The 18,943-nt window shown below is 68.4% G+C and carries 17 protein-coding genes and 1 pseudogene; 10 read left to right on the forward strand and 8 right to left on the reverse strand.

The features are described 5' to 3' along the window. Positions 1-142 precede the first annotated feature (142 nt). From AB0L06_RS40520 to AB0L06_RS40540, 5 genes are all read left to right on the forward strand, one after another. On the forward strand, positions 143-742 hold the full coding sequence (locus tag AB0L06_RS40520) for a hypothetical protein (RefSeq protein WP_500236742.1): 600 nt from the start codon (positions 143-145) through the stop codon (positions 740-742). 94 nt (positions 743-836) lie between these two features. Beyond that, entirely contained in the window at positions 837-1,145 is a 309-nt protein-coding gene (locus AB0L06_RS40525; RefSeq protein WP_500236744.1) for an ArsR/SmtB family transcription factor, read from the forward strand. Positions 1,146-1,156: 11 nt separating this feature from the next. Next, positions 1,157-2,251: an ACR3 family arsenite efflux transporter gene (gene arsB / locus AB0L06_RS40530; protein WP_500236880.1), complete on the forward strand. Its 1,095-nt coding sequence runs from the start codon at positions 1,157-1,159 to the stop codon at positions 2,249-2,251. A 61-nt stretch (positions 2,252-2,312) separates the two neighbouring features. Next, positions 2,313-2,729 (forward strand): arsenate reductase ArsC, encoded by a 417-nt coding sequence (locus AB0L06_RS40535; RefSeq protein ID WP_500236745.1) that lies wholly within the window; start codon positions 2,313-2,315, stop codon positions 2,727-2,729. Beyond that, positions 2,726-3,793, forward strand: coding sequence for an ArsO family NAD(P)H-dependent flavin-containing monooxygenase (locus AB0L06_RS40540; protein ID WP_500236746.1), 1,068 nt, complete (start codon positions 2,726-2,728; stop codon positions 3,791-3,793). Before AB0L06_RS40535 ends, AB0L06_RS40540 begins: the two co-directional genes overlap by 4 nt. Before the next feature lie 79 nt (positions 3,794-3,872). Here AB0L06_RS40540 and AB0L06_RS40545 read toward each other — a convergent pair whose 3' ends face one another. The 3 genes from AB0L06_RS40545 to AB0L06_RS40555 all read right to left on the reverse strand — a co-directional run bounded on the left by AB0L06_RS40545 (position 3,873) and on the right by AB0L06_RS40555 (position 6,513). After that, entirely contained in the window at positions 3,873-4,628 is a 756-nt protein-coding gene (locus AB0L06_RS40545) for a hypothetical protein (RefSeq protein WP_500236747.1), read from the reverse strand. 245 nt (positions 4,629-4,873) lie between these two features. After that, a complete protein-coding gene (locus AB0L06_RS40550; protein ID WP_500236748.1) occupies positions 4,874-5,416 on the reverse strand; it encodes a DinB family protein in 543 nt (180 codons plus the stop codon). A 221-nt stretch (positions 5,417-5,637) separates the two neighbouring features. After that, positions 5,638-6,513 (reverse strand): recombinase family protein, encoded by an 876-nt coding sequence (locus AB0L06_RS40555; protein WP_500236750.1) that lies wholly within the window; start codon positions 6,511-6,513, stop codon positions 5,638-5,640. Between the two features lie 794 nt (positions 6,514-7,307). Between AB0L06_RS40555 and AB0L06_RS40560 the strand changes: the two are divergent. Continuing rightward, positions 7,308-7,952 (forward strand): annotated as a pseudogene (locus AB0L06_RS40560) (recombinase family protein); the annotation flags it as partial. Positions 7,953-8,034: 82 nt separating this feature from the next. Here AB0L06_RS40560 and AB0L06_RS40565 read toward each other — a convergent pair. Then, complete coding sequence (locus AB0L06_RS40565) at positions 8,035-8,961, reverse strand: recombinase family protein (protein ID WP_500236752.1); 927 nt, start codon at positions 8,959-8,961, stop codon at positions 8,035-8,037. Positions 8,962-9,179: 218 nt separating this feature from the next. On the opposite strand from AB0L06_RS40565, the gene AB0L06_RS40570 reads away from it, so the two are divergent. The 4 genes from AB0L06_RS40570 to AB0L06_RS40585 all read left to right on the forward strand — a co-directional run bounded on the left by AB0L06_RS40570 (position 9,180) and on the right by AB0L06_RS40585 (position 12,711). Further along, entirely contained in the window at positions 9,180-9,314 is a 135-nt protein-coding gene (locus AB0L06_RS40570; RefSeq protein ID WP_500236753.1) for a hypothetical protein, read from the forward strand. Positions 9,315-9,603: 289 nt separating this feature from the next. Next, a complete protein-coding gene (locus tag AB0L06_RS40575; RefSeq protein WP_500236754.1) occupies positions 9,604-10,128 on the forward strand; it encodes a PadR family transcriptional regulator in 525 nt (174 codons plus the stop codon). Then, positions 10,125-10,871, forward strand: coding sequence for an ABC transporter ATP-binding protein (locus tag AB0L06_RS40580; protein WP_500236755.1), 747 nt, complete (start codon positions 10,125-10,127; stop codon positions 10,869-10,871). The genes AB0L06_RS40575 and AB0L06_RS40580 overlap by 4 nt, the downstream gene beginning before the upstream one ends. 4 nt (positions 10,872-10,875) lie before the next feature. Continuing rightward, complete coding sequence (locus AB0L06_RS40585) at positions 10,876-12,711, forward strand: FtsX-like permease family protein (protein ID WP_500236757.1); 1,836 nt, start codon at positions 10,876-10,878, stop codon at positions 12,709-12,711. A gap of 250 nt (positions 12,712-12,961) precedes the next feature. Here AB0L06_RS40585 and AB0L06_RS40590 read toward each other — a convergent pair whose 3' ends face one another. The 4 genes from AB0L06_RS40590 to AB0L06_RS40605 form a co-directional block, all read right to left on the reverse strand. Beyond that, a complete protein-coding gene (locus AB0L06_RS40590) occupies positions 12,962-13,168 on the reverse strand; it encodes a hypothetical protein (protein ID WP_500236758.1) in 207 nt (68 codons plus the stop codon). 301 nt (positions 13,169-13,469) lie between these two features. Next, positions 13,470-16,505 (reverse strand): Tn3 family transposase, encoded by a 3,036-nt coding sequence (locus AB0L06_RS40595; protein ID WP_500236760.1) that lies wholly within the window; start codon positions 16,503-16,505, stop codon positions 13,470-13,472. 430 nt (positions 16,506-16,935) lie between these two features. Then, complete coding sequence (locus AB0L06_RS40600) at positions 16,936-17,406, reverse strand: nucleoside monophosphate kinase (RefSeq protein ID WP_500236762.1); 471 nt, start codon at positions 17,404-17,406, stop codon at positions 16,936-16,938. A gap of 283 nt (positions 17,407-17,689) precedes the next feature. Then, positions 17,690-18,124, reverse strand: a complete 435-nt coding sequence (locus AB0L06_RS40605; protein WP_500236763.1) for a hypothetical protein — start codon at positions 18,122-18,124, stop codon at positions 17,690-17,692. Positions 18,125-18,943: the final 819 nt, after the last annotated feature.

Raw genomic sequence — 18,943 nt, forward strand, 5'->3', positions numbered from 1 at the left:
CCGCTACGACAAACTCGCCCGCAACTACCGGGCAGCGATTGTCCTGGTCACCGCCCTGCTCTGGATCAACACATGATCCATCGGACACGGCCTAGCCGTCGCCCACGACCACCTACTCGGCCTTCGCCTCTCACTGCGCTCGATGCTGCCTGCCTCGCCGCAGGGCAACGTCCATCTGGCCATCCACACCCAGTACACGCTGATCCGCGCGGGAATCGAGAACGCCGCACGCGCGGTATGGCTGCTGCAGCCAAAAGATCGGGCCAGCCGCGTCACCCGGCGGCTGGTGATGCAACGCAACGAGATCCGCGCCGCCCACCGGCTCCGCGACCTGCTGAACCAGCCCGGCGCCACGACCAAGCAGCAGGCCCTCGCCGACCTGCACGCCCTGCTCGCCACCGCCCTCGGCGTCACCGCCACCGAAGCCGAACAGATCATGAAGACCACTCCGGCGTCCTACAAGGACATGGCCCGCGACGCCGCACCCGCCGCCGGATACACCTCCGACACCGCCGAGGTCATCTGGAGCATCTGCAGCGCCCTGGCACACGGCGACACCCACGGCACCCTCAGCGCCCTCGACAAACAGGTCACCGCCGCCCGCTCAGCCAAAGGCAACGACATCGCCGAGATCCACCTCACCAGCCCGGTCAGCGGCCTGTACTGGTGCACCCTGGCCGCAACCTCCATGCTCAGCGCGGGTTTTGAGCTGTATGCCCAGCGCGCCAGGGCCCCCTTCTAGCCTCCCCTGATCACCGCGCGATAGTGCGGGTCGGATCTCTATCGGCCCGGCAATTGCACAGGTCAGCGGTCTGGTAACCTATCATTCTGTGGTGATGTCAGTGAATAATGATGTGTTGCGGCTGCTGGCCGATCCGCTGCGCGCGCGCATCGTGTCGCTGCTCGCCCGCGAGGCGCTGTGCACGTGCCATCTGGTCGAGGAGACCGGGGCCAAGCAGACGAACATCTCCAACCACCTGCGCGCGCTCCGCCACGCGGGTTTGGTCGACACCGAGCCGTGCGGCCGCTTCACCTACTACCGGCTCCGTCCCGAGGCGCTGGAGGACCTGGCCGCGCAGTTGACCGGTCTGGCCGACGCCGCCCGGCAGGTGTCCACCGACGAGCGAAAGAGGCCATGTACGTGACCGGCACCGATTTGGACAGCACCACCGTCGGCCGCGATGAGTCCGGGGTCGTCGCGGGGCTGTCGACCCTCGACCGGTTCCTGCCGGTGTGGATCATCGTGGCGATGGCGGTCGGCCTGGGGCTCGGGCGCGCGGTTCCGGGCCTGGACGACGCGTTGTCCAAGGTCGAGGTGGGCGGGATCTCGCTGCCGATCGGCCTCGGACTGCTGGTCATGATGTACCCGGTGCTGGCCAAGGTCCGCTACGACCGGCTCGACACGGTCACCGGCGACCGCCGGCTGATGGTCTCCTCTCTGGTGCTGAACTGGCTGGTCGGCCCCGCGGTGATGTTCGCGCTCGCGTGGATCTTCCTGCCCGACCTGCCCGAGTACCGCACCGGCCTGATCATCGTCGGGCTCGCCCGCTGCATCGCCATGGTCATCATCTGGAACGACCTGGCGTGCGGGGACCGCGAGGCCGCCGCCGTGCTCGTCGCCCTCAACTCGGTGTTCCAGGTCATCGCGTTCGGCGCGCTCGGCTGGTTCTACCTGCAGGTCCTGCCGGGCTGGCTCGGCCTGGACACCAACGACCTGCACTTCTCCACCGGCAAGATCGTGGTGAACGTGCTGGTGTTCCTCGGCGTCCCGCTGCTCGCCGGATACCTCACCCGCCGCTTCGGGGAGAAGGCCCGAGGGCGCGACTGGTACGAGTCGCGGTTCCTGCCGCGCATCGGCCCCGTCGCGCTGTACGGACTGCTGTTCACCATCGTGATCCTCTTCGCCCTGCAGGGGAAGACGATCACCTCCCAGCCCGCCGACGTCGCCCGCATCGCGCTGCCGCTGCTGGCCTACTTCGCGCTGATGTGGGGTGGCTCCTTCGCCCTCGGACGCGCCGTCCACCTGCCCTACCCGCGGACCGCGACCCTGGCGTTCACCGCCGCGGGCAACAACTTCGAACTGGCCATCGCCGTCGCGATCGGCACTTTCGGCGTCACCTCCGGACAGGCTCTGTCCGGCGTCGTCGGCCCGCTGATCGAGGTCCCCGTCCTGGTCGCGCTCGTCTACGTCTCGCTGTGGCTACGCCGCCGCTTCACCCCCGCGCCCCAGCAACTGGAGAGCCGGGGATGAACGCGGCCGTCAACCCGCTCGTCACCGACCTGACCAGCGCCCTGAACCCGTGAGGAATCCGATGACCGACAAGCCCAGCGTCCTGTTCGTCTGCGTCCACAACGCCGGACGCTCCCAAATGGCCGCCGCCTACCTCACCCACCTGGTCGGCGACAAGGTCGAGGTCCGCTCCGCCGGTTCCGAACCCGCCGACCAGGTCAACCCCGCCGTGGTCGAGGCCATGCGCGAAGAGGGCATCGACATCTCCGCCGAGATCCCCAAGGTCCTCACCGTCGACGCCGTCCGCGCCTCCGACGTCGTCATCACCATGGGCTGCGGCGACACCTGCCCCGCCTTCCCCGGCAAGCGCTACCTCGACTGGAAACTCGACGACCCCGCAGGCCAAGGCGTCGACGCCGTCCGCCCCATCCGCGACCAGATCCGCGCCCGGATCGAGAAGCTCACCGCCGAGCTGACCGGCGCTCAAGGGCAGGCGTGACCAGCTCGTCTCCGTCCGGCCCGGTGCTGGACGTCGCCGTCATCGGCGGCGGCCAGGCCGGGCTCGCCGCCGGCTACTACCTGCGGCGAGCCGGCCTAGCCTTCGAGATCCTCGACGCCCAGGATCAGCCCGGCGGTGCCTGGCCGCACGCCTGGGACTCACTGCGTCTGTTCTCTCCCGCCCAGTACAGCTCGCTCCCGGGATGGCCGATGCCGTCCACCACACAGCCGGGAAACCCGCCCGCATCCCATGTCGTCGACTACCTGACGGCCTACGAGAAGCGCTACCAGCTCCCCATCACGCGCCCGGTCAAAGTCGAAGCCGTGACCCGGGACGGCGACCTGCTACGGCTGGACAGCGGCCCCCGGTCCTGGTGGGCGAAGCACGTGATCAGCGCGACCGGCACCTGGTGGCGCCCCTACCTGCCCTACTACCCCGGCCGACGCGACTTCCAAGGCCGACAACTCCACACCGTCCAGTACCGAACGCCCGAGGAGTTCCGCGGTCAACGTGTGGTCATCGTCGGCGGCGGCAACTCCGCCGCCCAGATCCTCGCCGACCTCGCACCCCGCGCCACCACCACCTGGACGACCCAGCACCCACCACGCTTCCTGCCCGACGACGTCGACGGCCGCGCCCTGTTCGACCTGGCCACCCGCCGATACCTTGCCCAGCAGAACGGCGATCACGCTGACGAAGGCATCGCCGGGCTCGGCGACATCGTCATGGTCCCGTCCGTCCGGCAAGCCCGCGACAACGGCGCCCTCCACGCACACCCCATGTTCACCCGCCTCACCACCACCGGCATCGCCTGGGCAGACGGCCGCACCCAAGAGGCCGACGCGATCATCTGGTGCACCGGCTTCCGCCCCGCCCTCAGCCACCTCACTCCACTCGGCCTCCGCGACCACACCGGCCGCATCCCCACCGACGGCACCCGCGCCCTTGCCGAGCCACGCCTCCACCTCCTCGGCTACGGCGACTGGACCGGCCCCGGATCAGCCACCCTCATCGGCGCAGCCCGAACAGCCCGAGACTGCGTCCGCGCCATCACACGAACGTGAACTGCCTCCACCAGACCGCGCGCCCACCCATCGCCATGCCCTTGGCCGACTCGGACCTGGGCACCACCGGTCGCGGTGACTAAGCCTCCGTTCGAGCCTCGATCGGAGGGACACGCGGGGAAGGCAGCTCCGGCTCCGCGCCCTGCACCCAGCGCGATCCGGGCCGAAGCGAACGCTGCTTGCTGGTGGAGACCAGCCAGTCCTGTCGCTGCAACTTCCTCACCAAGAACTGCCCCTGAGCCCGTCTCCACCCGAACGCCTGGAACACCTCACTCCACAGCGGCCCCTGCCCGCATTCCTCCACATAGCGGGCCACCCAGCCGGCGACCTCGGCCTCTCGGCCATCCGCTGCGCGCTCCTCATCCGGGGTGAGCGGAACCTCGGGGCTCGTCCTGCGGGTCAGCAGTTCCTGCATGGCCGCTTCGGTCGGCAGCGCCCCACGCCGGACCAGCCTCCTCCAGATTTTCGGGTGACGGTGTTCTCCCGAAACCAGCGGCGCCAGATCCCTGATCGCCTCCGGAGTGATCTGGCGACCTGCCTGATCCAGCTTGACCATCGCCCTGGCCTCCGCAGGCAACACGGTCTTGGCCCCACCCTTGGGAGATGGAGCGAACATCGACGCCACCCACGCCTGCGCCGGGCTTCGCCCCTCCGGGAACGCCTCGGCGAAATCCAGCAGAGCAGCCCGCCACACCTCCACCTGGCCGACGATCTCCGACCCCGTCGGCACCTTTCCCGTGGTCCTCATCAGATGACGGAACGCCCGAAACGGCCAGCTGCCCCACGGCACCCGCCTGTTCATCACCACCATCGCCTCGACCCGGTCCGGCGACACCGGCAACCCATGGCGCCGCAACCACACCTCAGCGAACCCAGCAGAACTCCCCATGGCCCAACAGGTACCCGAGCACCAGCCAGCACCCCAGAACTGACACGCGGCAGAGGAGATCACTGACCAACACACAACACCGGCACCGGCACCGGCACCGGACGATGTCTACGCCGTGAAGGGCAACGCCGGCACCCTGGCAGGAGGCCACCGACGTGGCCTTCTGCCGCCCCTTCCTCACAGCCGCCAGCTCACCCTTGTGCGTCACCGAGGGTGAGCTGCTGGCGGTGGAAGTCGTAGTGCTGGGCGGGGTACCGGTAGATGTCGGCCAAGGTCATGTAGTCGGCGAAGAACGGGTCCCACCGCGCCGGGTAGTGCATCCCGTGGTTGAGGCCGGCCGCGCCTTCCTTCTGGACTCGCCGGTGCAGAGAGGTAATGACACGGTCGAACTTGGCCACCATGCGTCGACGACCGTAAATGTGGACTGCCAGGCAGGGGCCCAGATAGTTGAAGAAGTCGAACAGCCCGGTCGCCCGGTTCAACAGGCGCATGCATGCCCGGCTCACCCCAGTTGGCAGACGCCCGAACACCCGAACCAGGCCCAGCAACGTCAACACGATGATGTAGCCGAACAGCATGTGGAACAGCAGCTGCTCGTTGTTCCACCGCGTCCCGTTCGTCGGACGCGCCAGATCCTCAGCCGTCGCATGGTCCAGAAGCTCGTGAAAATCCCGCCGCACACGCTCCAACTCTGCATGCACCGCCTGCGCATCCCACTCCGGAGCCACAGCCATCGCAGCCACCTCCCGCCGGCCGACGCAACACCGACCCACTCACCACGGTAGGCCGCCCTCCACAAGCGGGCCAGTAGCCGGAGCTGCCGCCAGCGATCACCGGCCATTCGGCCTTCGTGCGGCCGATGGAGACCGAACCTGATCGGCATGAACACCGACGAGCAGAGCCGCCCCTGCTGCCGATCGTGTGACCCGCAGGCCGCCTTGACGCGTCTCCCGACTCAGATATCGGCATCGACGGTCGTGAGGACGCGGGCATCGTGATCACGCAGCATCCGCATCACGGTCGCCGCCGAGGGATGGCGTCCCTTCTTCTTCCCGGTGGTGATGACCAGCCGGGCCGCGATGTCGCGCAGGCTCATGCCCTGCTCGCGCAGATGCAACGCCATCGACAACATCGCCTCGTCCGTGACGGCCGCACCACCGATGGTCTTCCCGCGAGTACGCGCGGACTCGTGCCCCTCCAACGTCCGGTCGCGGATGTACTCGCGCTCCATCCCCGACAATGCGGCCAGCACGGTGAACACGATCCCGGACGGATCATGCGAGCCCTGCAACTCGCCGGTCAGGAACTCCAGACCGATGCCGGAAGCCTTGAGCTGCTCGGCCAACGCCGCCAACTCGATGCCACGCCCGAGCCGCTTATGCTCGTGCACCACCAGCGTGACCGCAGCCCCGGACGCGCGGACCTCACGGGCGAGAGCAACCGCCTTGTCGAGCTCGGGCCGCGTCGTGGCGCGCGTGGAGATCTTCTCGTGGAAGACCCGCGAGATCCCAGCGGCCTTGAGCGAATCCAGTTGGGTGTCCAGAGACTGACGCAGCGTCGAAGCCCGCGCGTACCCGATTCGCACATGCCCGGACGGCCTCGCGTCAGCGGCTGCAGGACGGGGTAGTTCGACCCACGGCGCCCCCGGCCTACGGACAGGCGGCACGGGCACATTGAGCACCTTGGCCAACGAAGGCACCAGACGGAACCGAGCGGTGTGATACTGAACGGCCACCTGGCCACGCGAGGTGCGACACGGCGACCCGGCGGGCGCCGTGCAGGAAGACATCGGGCAGTCGTGCGTTTCCACGCGCAAGAAGTCGTCACTCACCCGCGAAGCGTTTCATGAGTCTGTTGCAGTCATCCAGTCGTATGCAACAACCCATGCAACAAAGAACGCCCAGGACAGCGCGTCATCACGCCCGTGTTTCATAGGTGACCGCCTATGAAACACCCCTGACCGGCGCCGCAGCCCCACGCTCGCCCGACATCCACGAGGCGGACAACAACTTGGCGCGACTGGCGCACAACTTGGCGCGGGGCGGACAACAACCTGGCGTCGCTCGGACATCTACCTGGCGCCCAACACGACCTGCCCTCGTACGTGAGCGAGGCCCCCCGAAGATTCAAGTAGATGATAAGGGTCATTCTCATTCACTCACATGGAACCCGTGGCTTGAGTTTTAAAGTATGCGTATCTAGTTTCGAGATTTGCGAAACACTATGAATGCTTGAGGTGGGACGAGGTTGTGCGCGTGAAGGGGCGGCGAGGGTTTCGGCGATGGCTGGGTGGAGTGACGACAGGCCTGGGGGAGGCCCTGCGTTGCCGGGCATGGCAGTCGGCTCTGTCGGATGCTCGAGGTGTCGGCGGTTCCGTGGTGAGGTGTCGGTCGACGAGCCTGTGGCGGCTCTGCCGCCTGGATGCGAGACGTGGGCGATGGTGGCGAACGAGCAACGGCTTCGGGACCGGCGAGTACGACCGAGGATCTGGCCCGCGTCGCCAAGCGCTGCGCGGCATGTCGGTCAGCGCCGTGATGAGTTCCGGAGACGACGACGTCCTGCGCGCCGTCACCGGCCGCGACGACCTCGGACGACTGTGATGGGACGGATCTCGCCTACGCGCGGGTCTCCACCCGCGACCAGAACCCCAGCTCCAACTCGACGCGCTGGAAGCCAGCGGCTACGACGAACTGGTCACCGAGAAGGGGTCAGGCAAGCGCGGGGTGGCGCGGCCCGAATGGGAGGCGCTGCTGCCACGCCCCAGGTCGGGGACACGTTGAAGTTCTGGAAGTCCGACCGGTGAGGCCGCTCGGTCGGGCACGTCCTGACCACCGTGACCGAGCTGCGCGAGCGCGGCGTGAAGGTCACCAGCCTGACCGAGAACTTCGACCTGGACACCAGGAGGGCCGGTTCATGTTCGCGGTCCTGGCCGCGGCCGCCGAGTACGAGCTGGAGCTACACGCCGAACGCCAGGCCGAGGGCATCGCCGCCGCAAAAGCGACGCGAGGCCGAGGGCCGGATGCTGCCCGGCAAGCAGCGCTTCGGCCGGCCCGTATCCCCGGCCCGGCGGAGCTGGACACGCTGCGCCGCTTGGTTCATGAAGACGGCTGGTCGGTGACCGAGGCGGCTCGCACGTTGAAGATCGGCCGCTCCACCGCCTACGAGGCAATGGCCCAGGCCGCCGTCTCGGATCAAGCTCTGCTCTGCCGCGAAAGCGGCGCGGGGATCACCGCACCCGAGGTCTGCTGCCCGAACTGGGGGTGCCGGTAAGAACCGTGTCATGAGCCCCAAACGAGCCCGCGGTAGCGGATCAGTACGGCCAGGGGCTGGTGAGCCCGGCGGGGCGGCGTGGTTAGTTGCCGGGTGTCTTCTGCTGTTGAGCAGCTGTGATGCGGGTGGCGTACACCCGGTATGCCTTGCGTTCGGCCGGTCCGGCGCCCTCGGCGGCGAGGGCTGCGCTCCGGTGCAGCGCGGCGTGGTGGAGTTCGAGCGGCACGGTGAGGCGGATGGAGTAGCCCTTGCCGCGGCGGATGGGCCGCCCCCAGATGAGCATCTTGCGGATGGTGTCGTCGCCGACGGCCCGCAGGTGGTCGGCGAGCAGGCCCGGCATGTCCAGCGTCACGGGCGTGTCCGCGGCGGGGCCGGACGGCTCCTGGGGAACGGGGAGCGCGTCGAGCTGGTCGGGAAGTTGGCGGGCGCCAGCGGCGTCCAGGACGCGGCGGATGGTCTTGGGCGCGACCTCGTGCTCGCGGGCCAGGGCCTTGACGGCGGCGCCGTGAGAGTAGGCGGTGACGATCTCGGCGGCCTTGTCGGGGGCGAGCGCGGCGGGGCGGCCGAGGGCCTTGCCGGAGGTCTTGGCGGCGGCGACGCCCTGGCGGGTGTTCTCGCTGATCATGTCGCGCTGGAACTCCAGCACCGAGGCCAGTACGTTGACCATCATCTTGGTACCGGGATCGTCGGCGGCCAGATCGATCCCCGACAGCAGCCCCGACTCCACCCGCAGGTGCAGGCCGCGGCGGGTGAGGACGGGACGCAGGGCGAGGATGTCGGCGACCGAGCGGAACAGGCGGGCGGCGTCGGCGATGCGGATGGTGTCGCCGACGGCGGCCTCGTGCAGCAGCCGGGTGAACCCGGGCCGGTCCAGGGAGAGCTGTCGGCTGGAGGTGGCGGGGTCGTCGTAGACGGGGGCGCCGGAGGCGATCAGCGCGGCCAGGGCGTGCCGCTGGCGGGCGTCGGTCTGCTTGTCGGTGGAGTGACGCAGGTAGACGCGGTCGGCCATGCCCGATCAGGTTCCTTCCCCGCAGGTGGCCCGAGAGGTGTCCGGCGGGCTCTGACGGCCACCTTAGGGGGCGAAAAGGAGGGGCGGAAGCGAGGATCGGATCCGATTGGATCGGCGTCCGGTTTCGGCAGGTCGGACGCTGGGTGCTGATTGGATCGAGCATGGGGGCGTAGTCGACCGATTCCGCCCCCACCGTTGATTGGCCGTCGACTGCACAGATGACCGGCTCAGACCTTGCGCGGCCACCCGGGCAGCACCGCGCCGCCGCCCAGATCGACCAGGGCGTCCGCTACACCATCACCCAGCGCTTGGAACTCCTCGACCCCGCCACCGGCCAACCCATCCCCGACTGAACACCACCCACCCGAACGGTGACGGCGACGGCAACAGGCCCGACCCGATGCCCTGACCAGCCCAACCCACGAGCCCCCGGGAACCCAAGATCACGGCGCCGGGGGTTCCGCCGTTCCCGCCCCAACCAAGCAGCCCCATCATCAACCTGCAGCTCAGTCCATACCGCTAATTCTCGGCCGGATAGCCCCAGGTCGCCGGTCATACGGGCCCCCGTGTGGCGAGCGCGGCTTGACGCTCCAATAGGTAACCGTTATCTAATTGGCTAACCGCTATTTTGCGGGAGGGGTTGTGCAGGAAGTGGTACTGGCGTTGCTGGCGAAGGAGCCATCGCACGGGTACGACGTGCGCGCCCGGTTGCGGCAGGCGCTTGGCCCGCTCGGTGACGGGATGAACGCCGGTCAGGTCTACGTCACGCTCGGCCGGTTGGAGAAGGCGGGGCTGGTGGCCTGCGAGCGGTCGGCGGGCCTGCCGGACCGGCCGGACCGCAAGGTGTACTCGCTGACGGCGGCCGGGCAGCGGCGGGTGGCCGACTGGCTGGGGGAGGTGAGTTGGCCCAAGCCCGACCTGGCGGAATTTCACCTCAAGCTGGTCGCGGCGGCCGCGGCGAGGCTGGCAGATCCGCTGACGATCGTGGATGCGCAGCGCCGTGAGTTGCTGCGCCGGCTGCGGGATGCTCAGCGCGCCGCGATGGCCGAGCCCGTCCGCTCAGATGCTGCGCTGCTGTTGGAGGGCATTGTGCTGCGGCTTCAGGCGGACCTGCGCTGGCTGGAGGCATGTGAACGGATTTGGACAGGTCGAAGGGACGCGTCATGAGCTACACGGGCACCGCATCGGTTCTGTACGCCCGCGGGTTGCGTAAGACCTACGGCGCGGGGGAAGGGCTGGTGCGCGCGGTCGATGAGTTCGACTTGGACGTCGCTCCTGGGGAGACGGTGGCCGTGACGGGGCCCAGCGGCTGTGGGAAGTCTACGCTGTTGCATCTGCTGGGGGGCTTGGACCGGCCCTCGGGCGGAGAGGTGCGGCTGGCGGGGCAGCGCATCGATCAGCTGGGTGAGAGGGCTTTGGCACGGCTCAGGCGGGACGCGATCGGTTTCGTGTTCCAGGCTTTCCATTTGATGGATGAGCTCACCGCTGTGGAGAACGTTGAGTTGCCCGCGCTGCTGGCCGGGCGTTCGCCCCGGGCGGCACGTCGGCGGTCCGCGGAGTTGCTGGAGCAGGTCGGGCTTTCCAACCGGGCTGGCCATCTGCCCTCGGCGCTGTCCGGCGGCCAGCGCCAGCGGGTCGCGGTCGCCCGCGCGCTGGTCAACGACCCGCTGATCGTTCTGGCCGATGAGCCCACCGGCAATCTCGACAGCGAGGCGACCCTGGAAGTCCTCCGACTCTTCGACAGCCTGCACGAAGCCGGGCAGACGCTGGTCATCATCACCCACGACCATCGGGTCGCCGCCACCGCAGATCGGTTGATCTCCATGCGGGACGGGGCGTTCGTCGATGAGACCAGGCTGACCGGCGGCACCACCGGAAACCTCGGCGCCCTGACCGGGCTGGAGGACTGACGGCATGGGACGGTTCCTGCTCGTCTGCCGCCTCGCGGCCCGCGACCTGCGCCGACGCCCCGCCGAGGCCGTGCTCCTGCTGCTCGCGATCACCGCTGCCACGACCACACTGACGCTCGGGCTCATCTTGCACGGGGTGACCGACCACCCTTATCAACAGACCCGGGCGGCCACGGCCGGACCGGACGTGATGGCCGTTTTCTACCCGCCCACGTCAAAGACGAACTCACCCGTCGACCTTGCCGGCCTCACTGCGCTGACCCGCCGTCCCGGCGTCACCGGCCATAGCGGACCGTATCCGGTCACGATGGCTGTCCTTCAGGCGAACGGTCACACGGCGGGAGCAGAGGCAGTAGGGCGCGACCGGGCACCTGCCCAAATCGACCAGCCGAGACTGACCCAGGGCAGCTGGGTAGGCGATGGCGGGGTAGTGATCGAGCGCAGCTTCGCCGAAGCTCTCGGGGTCCACGCCGGTGATCCGGTTACCCTGAACGGCCGGTCATTCCGGGTCGCCGGTGTCGCGGTCACCGCCGCAGTCCCGCCGTACCCGCAGGTGTGCACGAGCGGTTGTGAGCCGAATACGCCGCGACAGGCAGGATCCAGTACCGGCCTGGTCTGGCTCACCCAGGCCGAGACCCGCAGTCTCGCCACGTCGGCGCATCCCCTCTACTACTTCTTGAACCTGAGGCTGGCAGACCCGGCCAGCTCACAGGCGTTCGCCATGGCATACATGAATGAGGCCGGACAGAGCCTGGGAAGTACGGGACCGTTCCTGAACTGGTGGCAGGTCATCAGCGAACAGGACGCCCATCTGGTGAAGGGCGAGCAGCAGGTCCTGGTGGTCGGTAGCTGGCTGCTGGGCGTGCTCGCGGTCGCCAGTGTGGTCGTGCTGGTCGGTGGCCGGATAGCCGACCAGACCCGGCGCGTGGGGCTGCTCAAGGCGGTCGGCGGCGCACCGGAGCTGATCGCCGCGGTGCTCCTCACCGAGTACGTGGCCTTGGCCGTGCTTGCCGCGGCGGCCGGGCTGACCGGCGGATGGCTGGCCGCTCCGCTGCTCACCAGCCCTGGTGCCGGCTTGGTCGGTACTGCGGGTGCCCCATCGGTCACCGTTTCCACGGTCGTGTTGGTCGTCGCGGTGGCAGTGGCGGTGGCGGGGGCAGCGACCTTCGTTCCTGCCCTCCGAGCCGCACGCACCAGTACGGTCCGCGCACTGGCCGACGCGGCCCACCTGCCGCGGCGCAGGGCCCGGCTGATCGCAGTCTCGGCGCGGCTGCCGGTACCGCTGCTGCTCGGACTGCGGCTGGCCGCCCGCCGCCCACGCCGCGTCCTGCTGAGCTTGGCAAGTGTCGCCATCACCGCCAGCGGGATCGTCGCCGTACTGATCGCCCACGCCCGCCTGAATGCCCAGCAACTCAGCGGATCTGCTGGGCTGGACAACCCAGAGACCGACCGGGTGAAGCAAGTGATGCTGGGCGTCACGATCATGCTGGTCGTCCTGGCTGCCATCAACGCCGTCTTCATCACCTGGGCGACGGTGCTCGACACCAGACGTTCATCAGCGCTGGCCCGCGCACTCGGCGCGACCCGCCGGCAAGTCACCGTCGGGCTGTCCGCGGCGCAGGTACTGCCCGCGCTGGCAGGTGCGCTTCTGGGCGTCCCGGGAGGCTTCGGGGTGTTCCTCGTCGTGAAACATGGCGGGACGATGGCATACCCGCCGTTCTGGTGGCTCATCGCCCTCGTCCTGGGCACTCTGCTCGTGGTGGCAGGGCTCACAGCCATCCCAGCCGGCATCGGCGCCCGCCGCCCCGTGGCCGAAATCCTTCAATCCGAAACCACCTGACCTCGGCCAGGAAGACAGGAGACGGCGGAGAACCTCTCCGTCGTGAACGCCGCCCCTCCCACAACGTCGGCGACTACTCGGCGTACTACCGGGCCCGGCGCACCGTCATCCCCTCTCGCCAGGGCGTCCGTCTCGTCGCCGAACCCCTCAACCCAAACGGTCGACCGGAAGGGTCGGTACATGATGGGGATCGACCGCGAATCGAAGTCCGCCGGCAGACGGCGGCTGTCCATCAGACGATCGGCTGCCGTCACCCACCTGATCGAAGACGGGAGGCCACGCAGTTGCCGCTTCCTGCCGCGGCGATGGTGGCGAGATGGATGGCCTCGACCACGTCGCAGGTGTAGGTGGGCATGCCGTCCGCGCGGGCGGCCGAGGGCCCGGCGGCGTGGACGGGCCCGGCCGCCAGGCCGAGCACGGCGGCCGCCCCGGCCAGGACGGCGGTGACCTTACGCATGATCTGCACTCCCTTCCGGCGCGCCCCGACGGCAACACCCCCCTTCCACTGCCCTCCGCATCGGCCTGTAGGCCGAAAGTGACGGGGTGTTCCGCTCCGCTCCCGCCCGTCCCGCCGCCGTCCGGCTGGCGCGCGCCGACCTGGCCGCCCTGGCGGCCGCGCTGGCCACCGGACCCCACGGCGGCCGGCGAGGTCGGGGTCGTTGTCGGTGGGCCGGGAGGGCTTGCGTCGCCACCAGTTCATGGTGGCGATGCTGGCATCCGCCCGGCCGGGACGGGGCCGTCTTCTGTCGATCTCGGCGTTACTGGGAGGCGGGCGCCTGCCCGGTCTGCGCCTGCCCGCCGAGCGGTAGGCGCTTGGCCACGTCCAGCCGCACCTCGCCGTAGGGCTGGACGTGCTGCCAGAACAAGGGCGTCAGGCCGCGCCGGTCGGCGGGCTTGAGCAGTGTGGCCCATTGAGGATCGGCGAGGACGTCTTGCAGCATCAGGGTGTTGATGTAGACGAGCGCGGCCTGCAGGATGCGCAGGCACAGCACGGTCATCTCCAGTTCCTCGCGCCGGTTGGTGGCGATGTCGCCGCCCTTGCCGTAGAGGATGACCGAGTTGGCGCCGTTGGATGCCTCCACGACGTTCAGCCCTTCCTGGATCTCCCGCTGGAGTTCGCGTAGGCGCAGGTAGCGGGCGACGAAGATGGTCTTCTGCGCGCGGCCGACCTCCAGCATGGCCTGGTAGACCGGGTGGGAGGCGGACTCGGTGAACCGGCGCAGGATCGCCTCGGTGGAGGCGGTGCGCTGTTTGATCGCGGTCGCGTATTTGATCATCTGGTCGTAGTTCTGCTCGATCAGCTCCCAGCGGATCGGCCGGGTCATCGCCGGCGACAGCCGCGGGTACCGGTCGCTTTCGCCGGCCTCGACGCGGTAGAGCTTGACCTTGTTGATCTGCTTGATGCGCGGCAGCAGGTCGAACCCCAGCAGCCGGGTCACGCCAAAACCGATCTCGGTCTGGCCGTGGGAGTCGACGTAGTTGCCCTCGACTCTCATGGTGGTGCCGTGCCGGACCGCGCCCTCGATCATCGCGTGGACCTCCGAGGCCGAGGCGCGCAGGGTCTGGGAGTGCACGACCATCGACCCGCGCTCGATGTGCCAGTAGATGAGGATGCCGCGGCCCCCGTAGCGGGAGTGCCACTCGGTGAAGATGTTCTGGTCGTAGGCGCGCACGTGCGTGGAGTCGGAGGCGACGGTGGTGGTGGCCTCGCCCCACAGCTCGGTGTCGCGGGCGGTGAAGGTCGCGTTCGCGATGGCGATCGCGATGTCTGCGGCGACCTGCGGGGTCAGGTAGCGGCGCCGCACGTAGCGGATGTCGTCCTCGCTGTGGGCGTGCTCGCCGGCGGCGACCGCCCGGATCCCGGTGTTGGTGCCGTACCCGAAGATCGCCAGCATCAGCCGCTCGGCCAGCACCTCCGGCTGAAGGCTGGAGGAGCCAGCCACCGAGGTGACGGCGTTCAGGCACCCGGTGCGCAGCACCGCCTCCTTGAGCATGTCGATCAGCGGCACCGACCCCCAGCGGCGTCCCACCTCGTTCTTGACCTTGCGGAGGTTCCGCGGTTCCTCCGCCGGGCCGATCTTCGTCAGCTTGATCGCGCCGGACTTGCGGTCCTTGACCTCCACCCAGTCCAACGTGGGCAGCGCGACCTCCAGCGCCTCCAGCTCGGCGCGCATCTCGGCCTTCAACTCGGCGATGAACACCGCCGGGTCCAGCGGCTTGCGCAGCTCGGCATAGTTGGCCGCGCGGCGGGCGGCGAAGTCGGCGGGCAGATCCTCCTCCGGGTCGCGGAAGGAGTCCGCGCCGACCACCCAAATCTCCTTGCACCGCAGCGCCTCGCGCAGCGCCTGGAAGGTGACGATCTCGTACACCATCCGCACCACCCGCCGACGGCCGCGCTTGTCGCGCTTGAACACCAGGTCCTCCCACGCCCCGGCGGTGCCGCGATGCTCGGGCACCCGCTCGCCGCGCGGGTAGTAGGTCGTGTTGCCCGCCTTGGCATACCGGCGGACCAGCTCCAACGCCTCGATCACCGGCTGGTAGGCGGTGTTGTTGCTCTTGAACTCCAAGGTGTCCAGCAACGCGATCAACCCGCGCCGGTAGTGGTTGGAGTAGGAGGCGCGCAGCGTTGTCTGCACCGTGGTGCGGTAGGCCGGGCCCTTGGTCTTGAACTCGTGCACCAGGTCCTTCAGCGTCTGCTCACCCCCGGTCACCGCCGGGAAGATGACCGCGCGGACCGGATCGTCGGGGTGCCCGAGCGCGGCGTCGGCGACCCGGAACAGGATGTTCTCCTTCCCGGTCACCCGCTTGAACGCGTTGATCAGCTCCTTGGTGACCTTGCTGTCGGCCCGCGCCTTGATCCGATGCACGGTCGCGATCAGCAACTCCACCAGCGTGTCGGTGACCTCCCGCTCCCGCTCACACACCAGCGCCGCCAACAGCAGAACCGTCAGCTCACGCGGGTGCGTGCGCATGTGCGACGGAGCCTCCACCGCCGCCCGGGCACGCCAGGCCGCCAACACCTTGGGCGCCACATCGGCGAACAGCCCCGGCGGCAACCCGATCGAACGCACCGCCTCCAACTTGCGGATCTCGGTCATCATCGACTCCAGACTCACGTTGCCCGGAGCCGACTTGATCAGCGCCAGCAGCCCCGAAGAACCACCGTCGTCCTCCGCCGCCGTCTCGGCCGCCTCACCCTGCGCCGCATCGTCCTCGTCGCCGGTCTCATCGCCGTCGTCGATGCCGACCAAGGCGTAGATGCGCCTGGTGGTCTCCGCACTCAACCGAGAAGCGATCCGCACCGACCAGGCGACCTCCGCGCTATACAGGGCCGAGGCCACGATCCGAGTGATCCGCCCAGGCGTCGGCGGCTCGATCCGCTCCTGGCGCAGTTGCTTGAGCAGCTCCTCCCTAACCCGCTCGGGCCGACGCTCGGCGTGCGCGACGTTCTCGGCCAGCCACACCGTGACCTTGTCCGCATCCGCGGTCGTGCAGACCCGAAAGCCCAGGTGCGTCCGGATCTGCCCCCGGTGGTACTCGATCGTGGAACCAGACCACTCGTAAAGCCCCAGCTCCGAGGCTGGCACCTGGACCTGCTTGGCCACGTGCTCCACGACCTCGTCGGTCAACTCCGAACGCCCTCGCGGGAACCGCCCGTGACGCGTATAGAACTTCAGCAAGATCGCGAAGCCGAGCCGGGTGGCGCCTCGCTTCCCGGCGATCAGCTCACGTTCCTCGTCCAGGACCGTCCAGTGCTCGACCAGCTCGTCGATGTGCATCGGGGGGTGCGTCATAGCCGCACAGCATCGACCAGCCAAATCACAACAAGATCAACGCCGTTTGGGGCTCATGACACGGTTCTTACCGGCACCCCAACTGCGGAACCGACGATCCCACGCCTCTGGCGCGTGACCAGCCTCAGCAGGTGTACGCCACCGAACCCGTCATCGACGGCCCGGACTGGCGGCACTGAGGAGCGGTTTGAAAATCCAGCGAGCTGATCTAGTGGCTCCTCATTCCAAGCCACGCCGGTGACTGGCTTGGATCGCTTGAAGCGCCCGTTGGGTGGCTTCCTCGGCTGTCCCGGTCGCGTCGAAGTCGAGCACGATCGTCTCGTGGGCGTAGAACCGCGCCAGGGCGGCGGATCTATCTTGGTAGGAGTGGGAGAGGGGGCGGAGGACCTCTTCCTTGTCGTCGTCGCGCTGGTACAGGGTGCCGCCGCAGTCACCGCAGAGGCCGTCCTGGATGTCGTCGGCGTAGACATGCCAGAGCCGCGCTCCTGCTGCAGGTGCGTCGGCCCGACTGCTGCCGGAGGACCTGCTCGTAGTCCACCGCCGGGCGCAGGACCAGATCCAGCCCGGCGTGGAACTCCGCGGCGAGCATCTGATCGAATGCGTGGGCCTGAGGCACTGTGCGGGGAAACCCGTCCAGCACGAACCCCTCACGGGCGCGGTCCAGCGCGAGCTGCTCACGCACCATCGCGATGATCAGCTCATCGGGCATGAGGTCACCGCAGGCCATGAACGCCTTGGCCTGCTGTCCGAGGTCGGTACGGTCGCGGAGATTGACGCGGAGAGCGTTGCCCGGCGAGATCTTCGGGAGGGATAGACGCGAGGCGAGGAGCGAGGCCGGCTGCTCCTTGCATGTTCCCGGGGCAGCGATCATGAGGATGCGCAGCTGTGTCGACGTTCCCACCTGGTCAACCTCGCTATCGCCTGGGGATCAAGCAGCCACAGGACAGGTGACGGTCAGATCACCACCACTTACCCAAAGATCATCTCAGATGCGGATCTGTGTCCCTGCGACGGAAGGTCGATGGTTCTGCCCTCAACCCTCACCACCAACCCGGCCTGAGCTGCCCCAAAGAGAGGGGACCGGGAAGCCGAAGGAGCGCTTCGGAGTAGGGCGTCTCAGATTCAGGCGAGCTTCAGTCGGCCTTCTCCGGGGCGCAGCAGCACCACCCAATGGCCGCTTGAGGTCAGCGTGTCTCCAGGTCGGTCGGGCGCGATCTCGGGTTGCGGCTGGTGATCAGCGTGCCGAGCACCACGGCCATGGCACACCACACGAGCGTCTTCCCCAGAACACCGCCCCAGTTGGTGTGCACCTCGCCGAGGACGGGGTTGTGGATGTCCATCGTCTGGAAGTCCCCACGGGCGGTCTTCGTGGCGTAGTAGGCGATCACGGCGGCGATCAGGAAGATGCAGCCGAACGCGGCCGAGGCCGTCCTCGACGTCTGGCTGAGGCCGACGGCGAACGCCAGCGCGGCCCATGCCCACCCCGCGGACAGGACGAGACTCGCCACCTGGCCGACAGTGCCGACGCCGCTGGAGAGCATGGGAGCGATGATGCCGAGCAACGCGCCGGTCACTACAGCCGCCGCGAGGGTCACGGCGCGGGATCGAGAGAACGACACGGTCGTCAACAGTTCCTTTTCCAGTTGCCCGGTACACGCGTGAATCCCGGTCCCCCGCCAGGAGTTGGCAAGCGACCGGGGTCCACGTTAGGGGATCAGTGATCCTTTTCAGCTGCTGTGCGCGAGAGTGAGGTGGCGTCCGTCCTCGAACATCTACCTGACCAGCCTGATTGCAGCTGGACGCGCCGGTCGGCGCCTTGGCACTGTCACCCGATCAGTGGGCGATCTGAAAGAGCTCGGTGCACGCCTAGTAGGTGGACCAGTAGGAGTCGCAGGTGTAGGCCCAGCCGGCGACGGCGTACGCATCGACCCATACCCCCGGCTAGCAGCCGCGACCGCGGAACCTGGGAACGGCGACTGACTGATTCCAAGGACGAGTTCGGGTACCGGGTACCGACGAGCTCGGGTACCAGTCAATGATCTCCTGGCCGCTGATCGCCGAGGAGTCCTGGCTCCGCCCTGTTGCCGGCGCGGCTACCGATCGCCGCGGACCAAGCGTCGTACGGCCTGGCCAGCTCCGGGCGCTCCTCGTTGACCTGCTCCTCGTCGCCGGGAACGCGGCAACCGGGGCGAAGGGCAGACCTCGGTCAGGCCCCGGCAGGTGGGTCCGGCAGTGGTGCCGGGAATGGCCGCACTGCATGAATCTATTCACCTCTGGAGCCCGGTGGCGTCCTGGACGGTGGGTGCGGCACTGGACGCGGTGCTGCCCGGTGTCGCTGGCGGCGGCAGGTTGGGTATGTGGTTGGTCATGTCGAGCTCGAACCGGCCGTAGAGGTTCAAGTGGGTCCAGAACAGCGCTGTGCAATGTCTCGCAGAACC

This window comes from Spirillospora sp. NPDC052269 (genome assembly GCF_040679435.1).
GTDB lineage: Bacteria > Actinomycetota > Actinomycetes > Streptosporangiales > Streptosporangiaceae > Spirillospora.

Excerpts from the sequence above, each read along its gene's own strand:
- AB0L06_RS40520 (WP_500236742.1), top strand. The coding sequence starts at position 143 with ATGCTGCCTGCCTCGCCGCAGGGCAACGTCCATCTGGCCATCCACACC.
- AB0L06_RS40525 (WP_500236744.1), top strand. The coding sequence starts at position 837 with ATGTCAGTGAATAATGATGTGTTGCGGCTGCTGGCCGATCCGCTGCGC.
- AB0L06_RS40535 (WP_500236745.1), top strand. The coding sequence starts at position 2,313 with ATGACCGACAAGCCCAGCGTCCTGTTCGTCTGCGTCCACAACGCCGGA.
- AB0L06_RS40550 (WP_500236748.1), bottom strand. The coding sequence starts at position 5,416 with ATGGCTGTGGCTCCGGAGTGGGATGCGCAGGCGGTGCATGCAGAGTTG.
- AB0L06_RS40565 (WP_500236752.1), bottom strand. The coding sequence starts at position 8,961 with ATGGCCGACCGCGTCTACCTGCGTCACTCCACCGACAAGCAGACCGAC.
- AB0L06_RS40570 (WP_500236753.1), top strand. The coding sequence starts at position 9,180 with ATGACCGGCTCAGACCTTGCGCGGCCACCCGGGCAGCACCGCGCCGCC.
- AB0L06_RS40580 (WP_500236755.1), top strand. The coding sequence starts at position 10,125 with ATGAGCTACACGGGCACCGCATCGGTTCTGTACGCCCGCGGGTTGCGT.
- AB0L06_RS40585 (WP_500236757.1), top strand. The coding sequence starts at position 10,876 with ATGGGACGGTTCCTGCTCGTCTGCCGCCTCGCGGCCCGCGACCTGCGC.
- AB0L06_RS40590 (WP_500236758.1), bottom strand. The coding sequence starts at position 13,168 with ATGCGTAAGGTCACCGCCGTCCTGGCCGGGGCGGCCGCCGTGCTCGGC.
- AB0L06_RS40595 (WP_500236760.1), bottom strand. The coding sequence starts at position 16,505 with ATGACGCACCCCCCGATGCACATCGACGAGCTGGTCGAGCACTGGACG.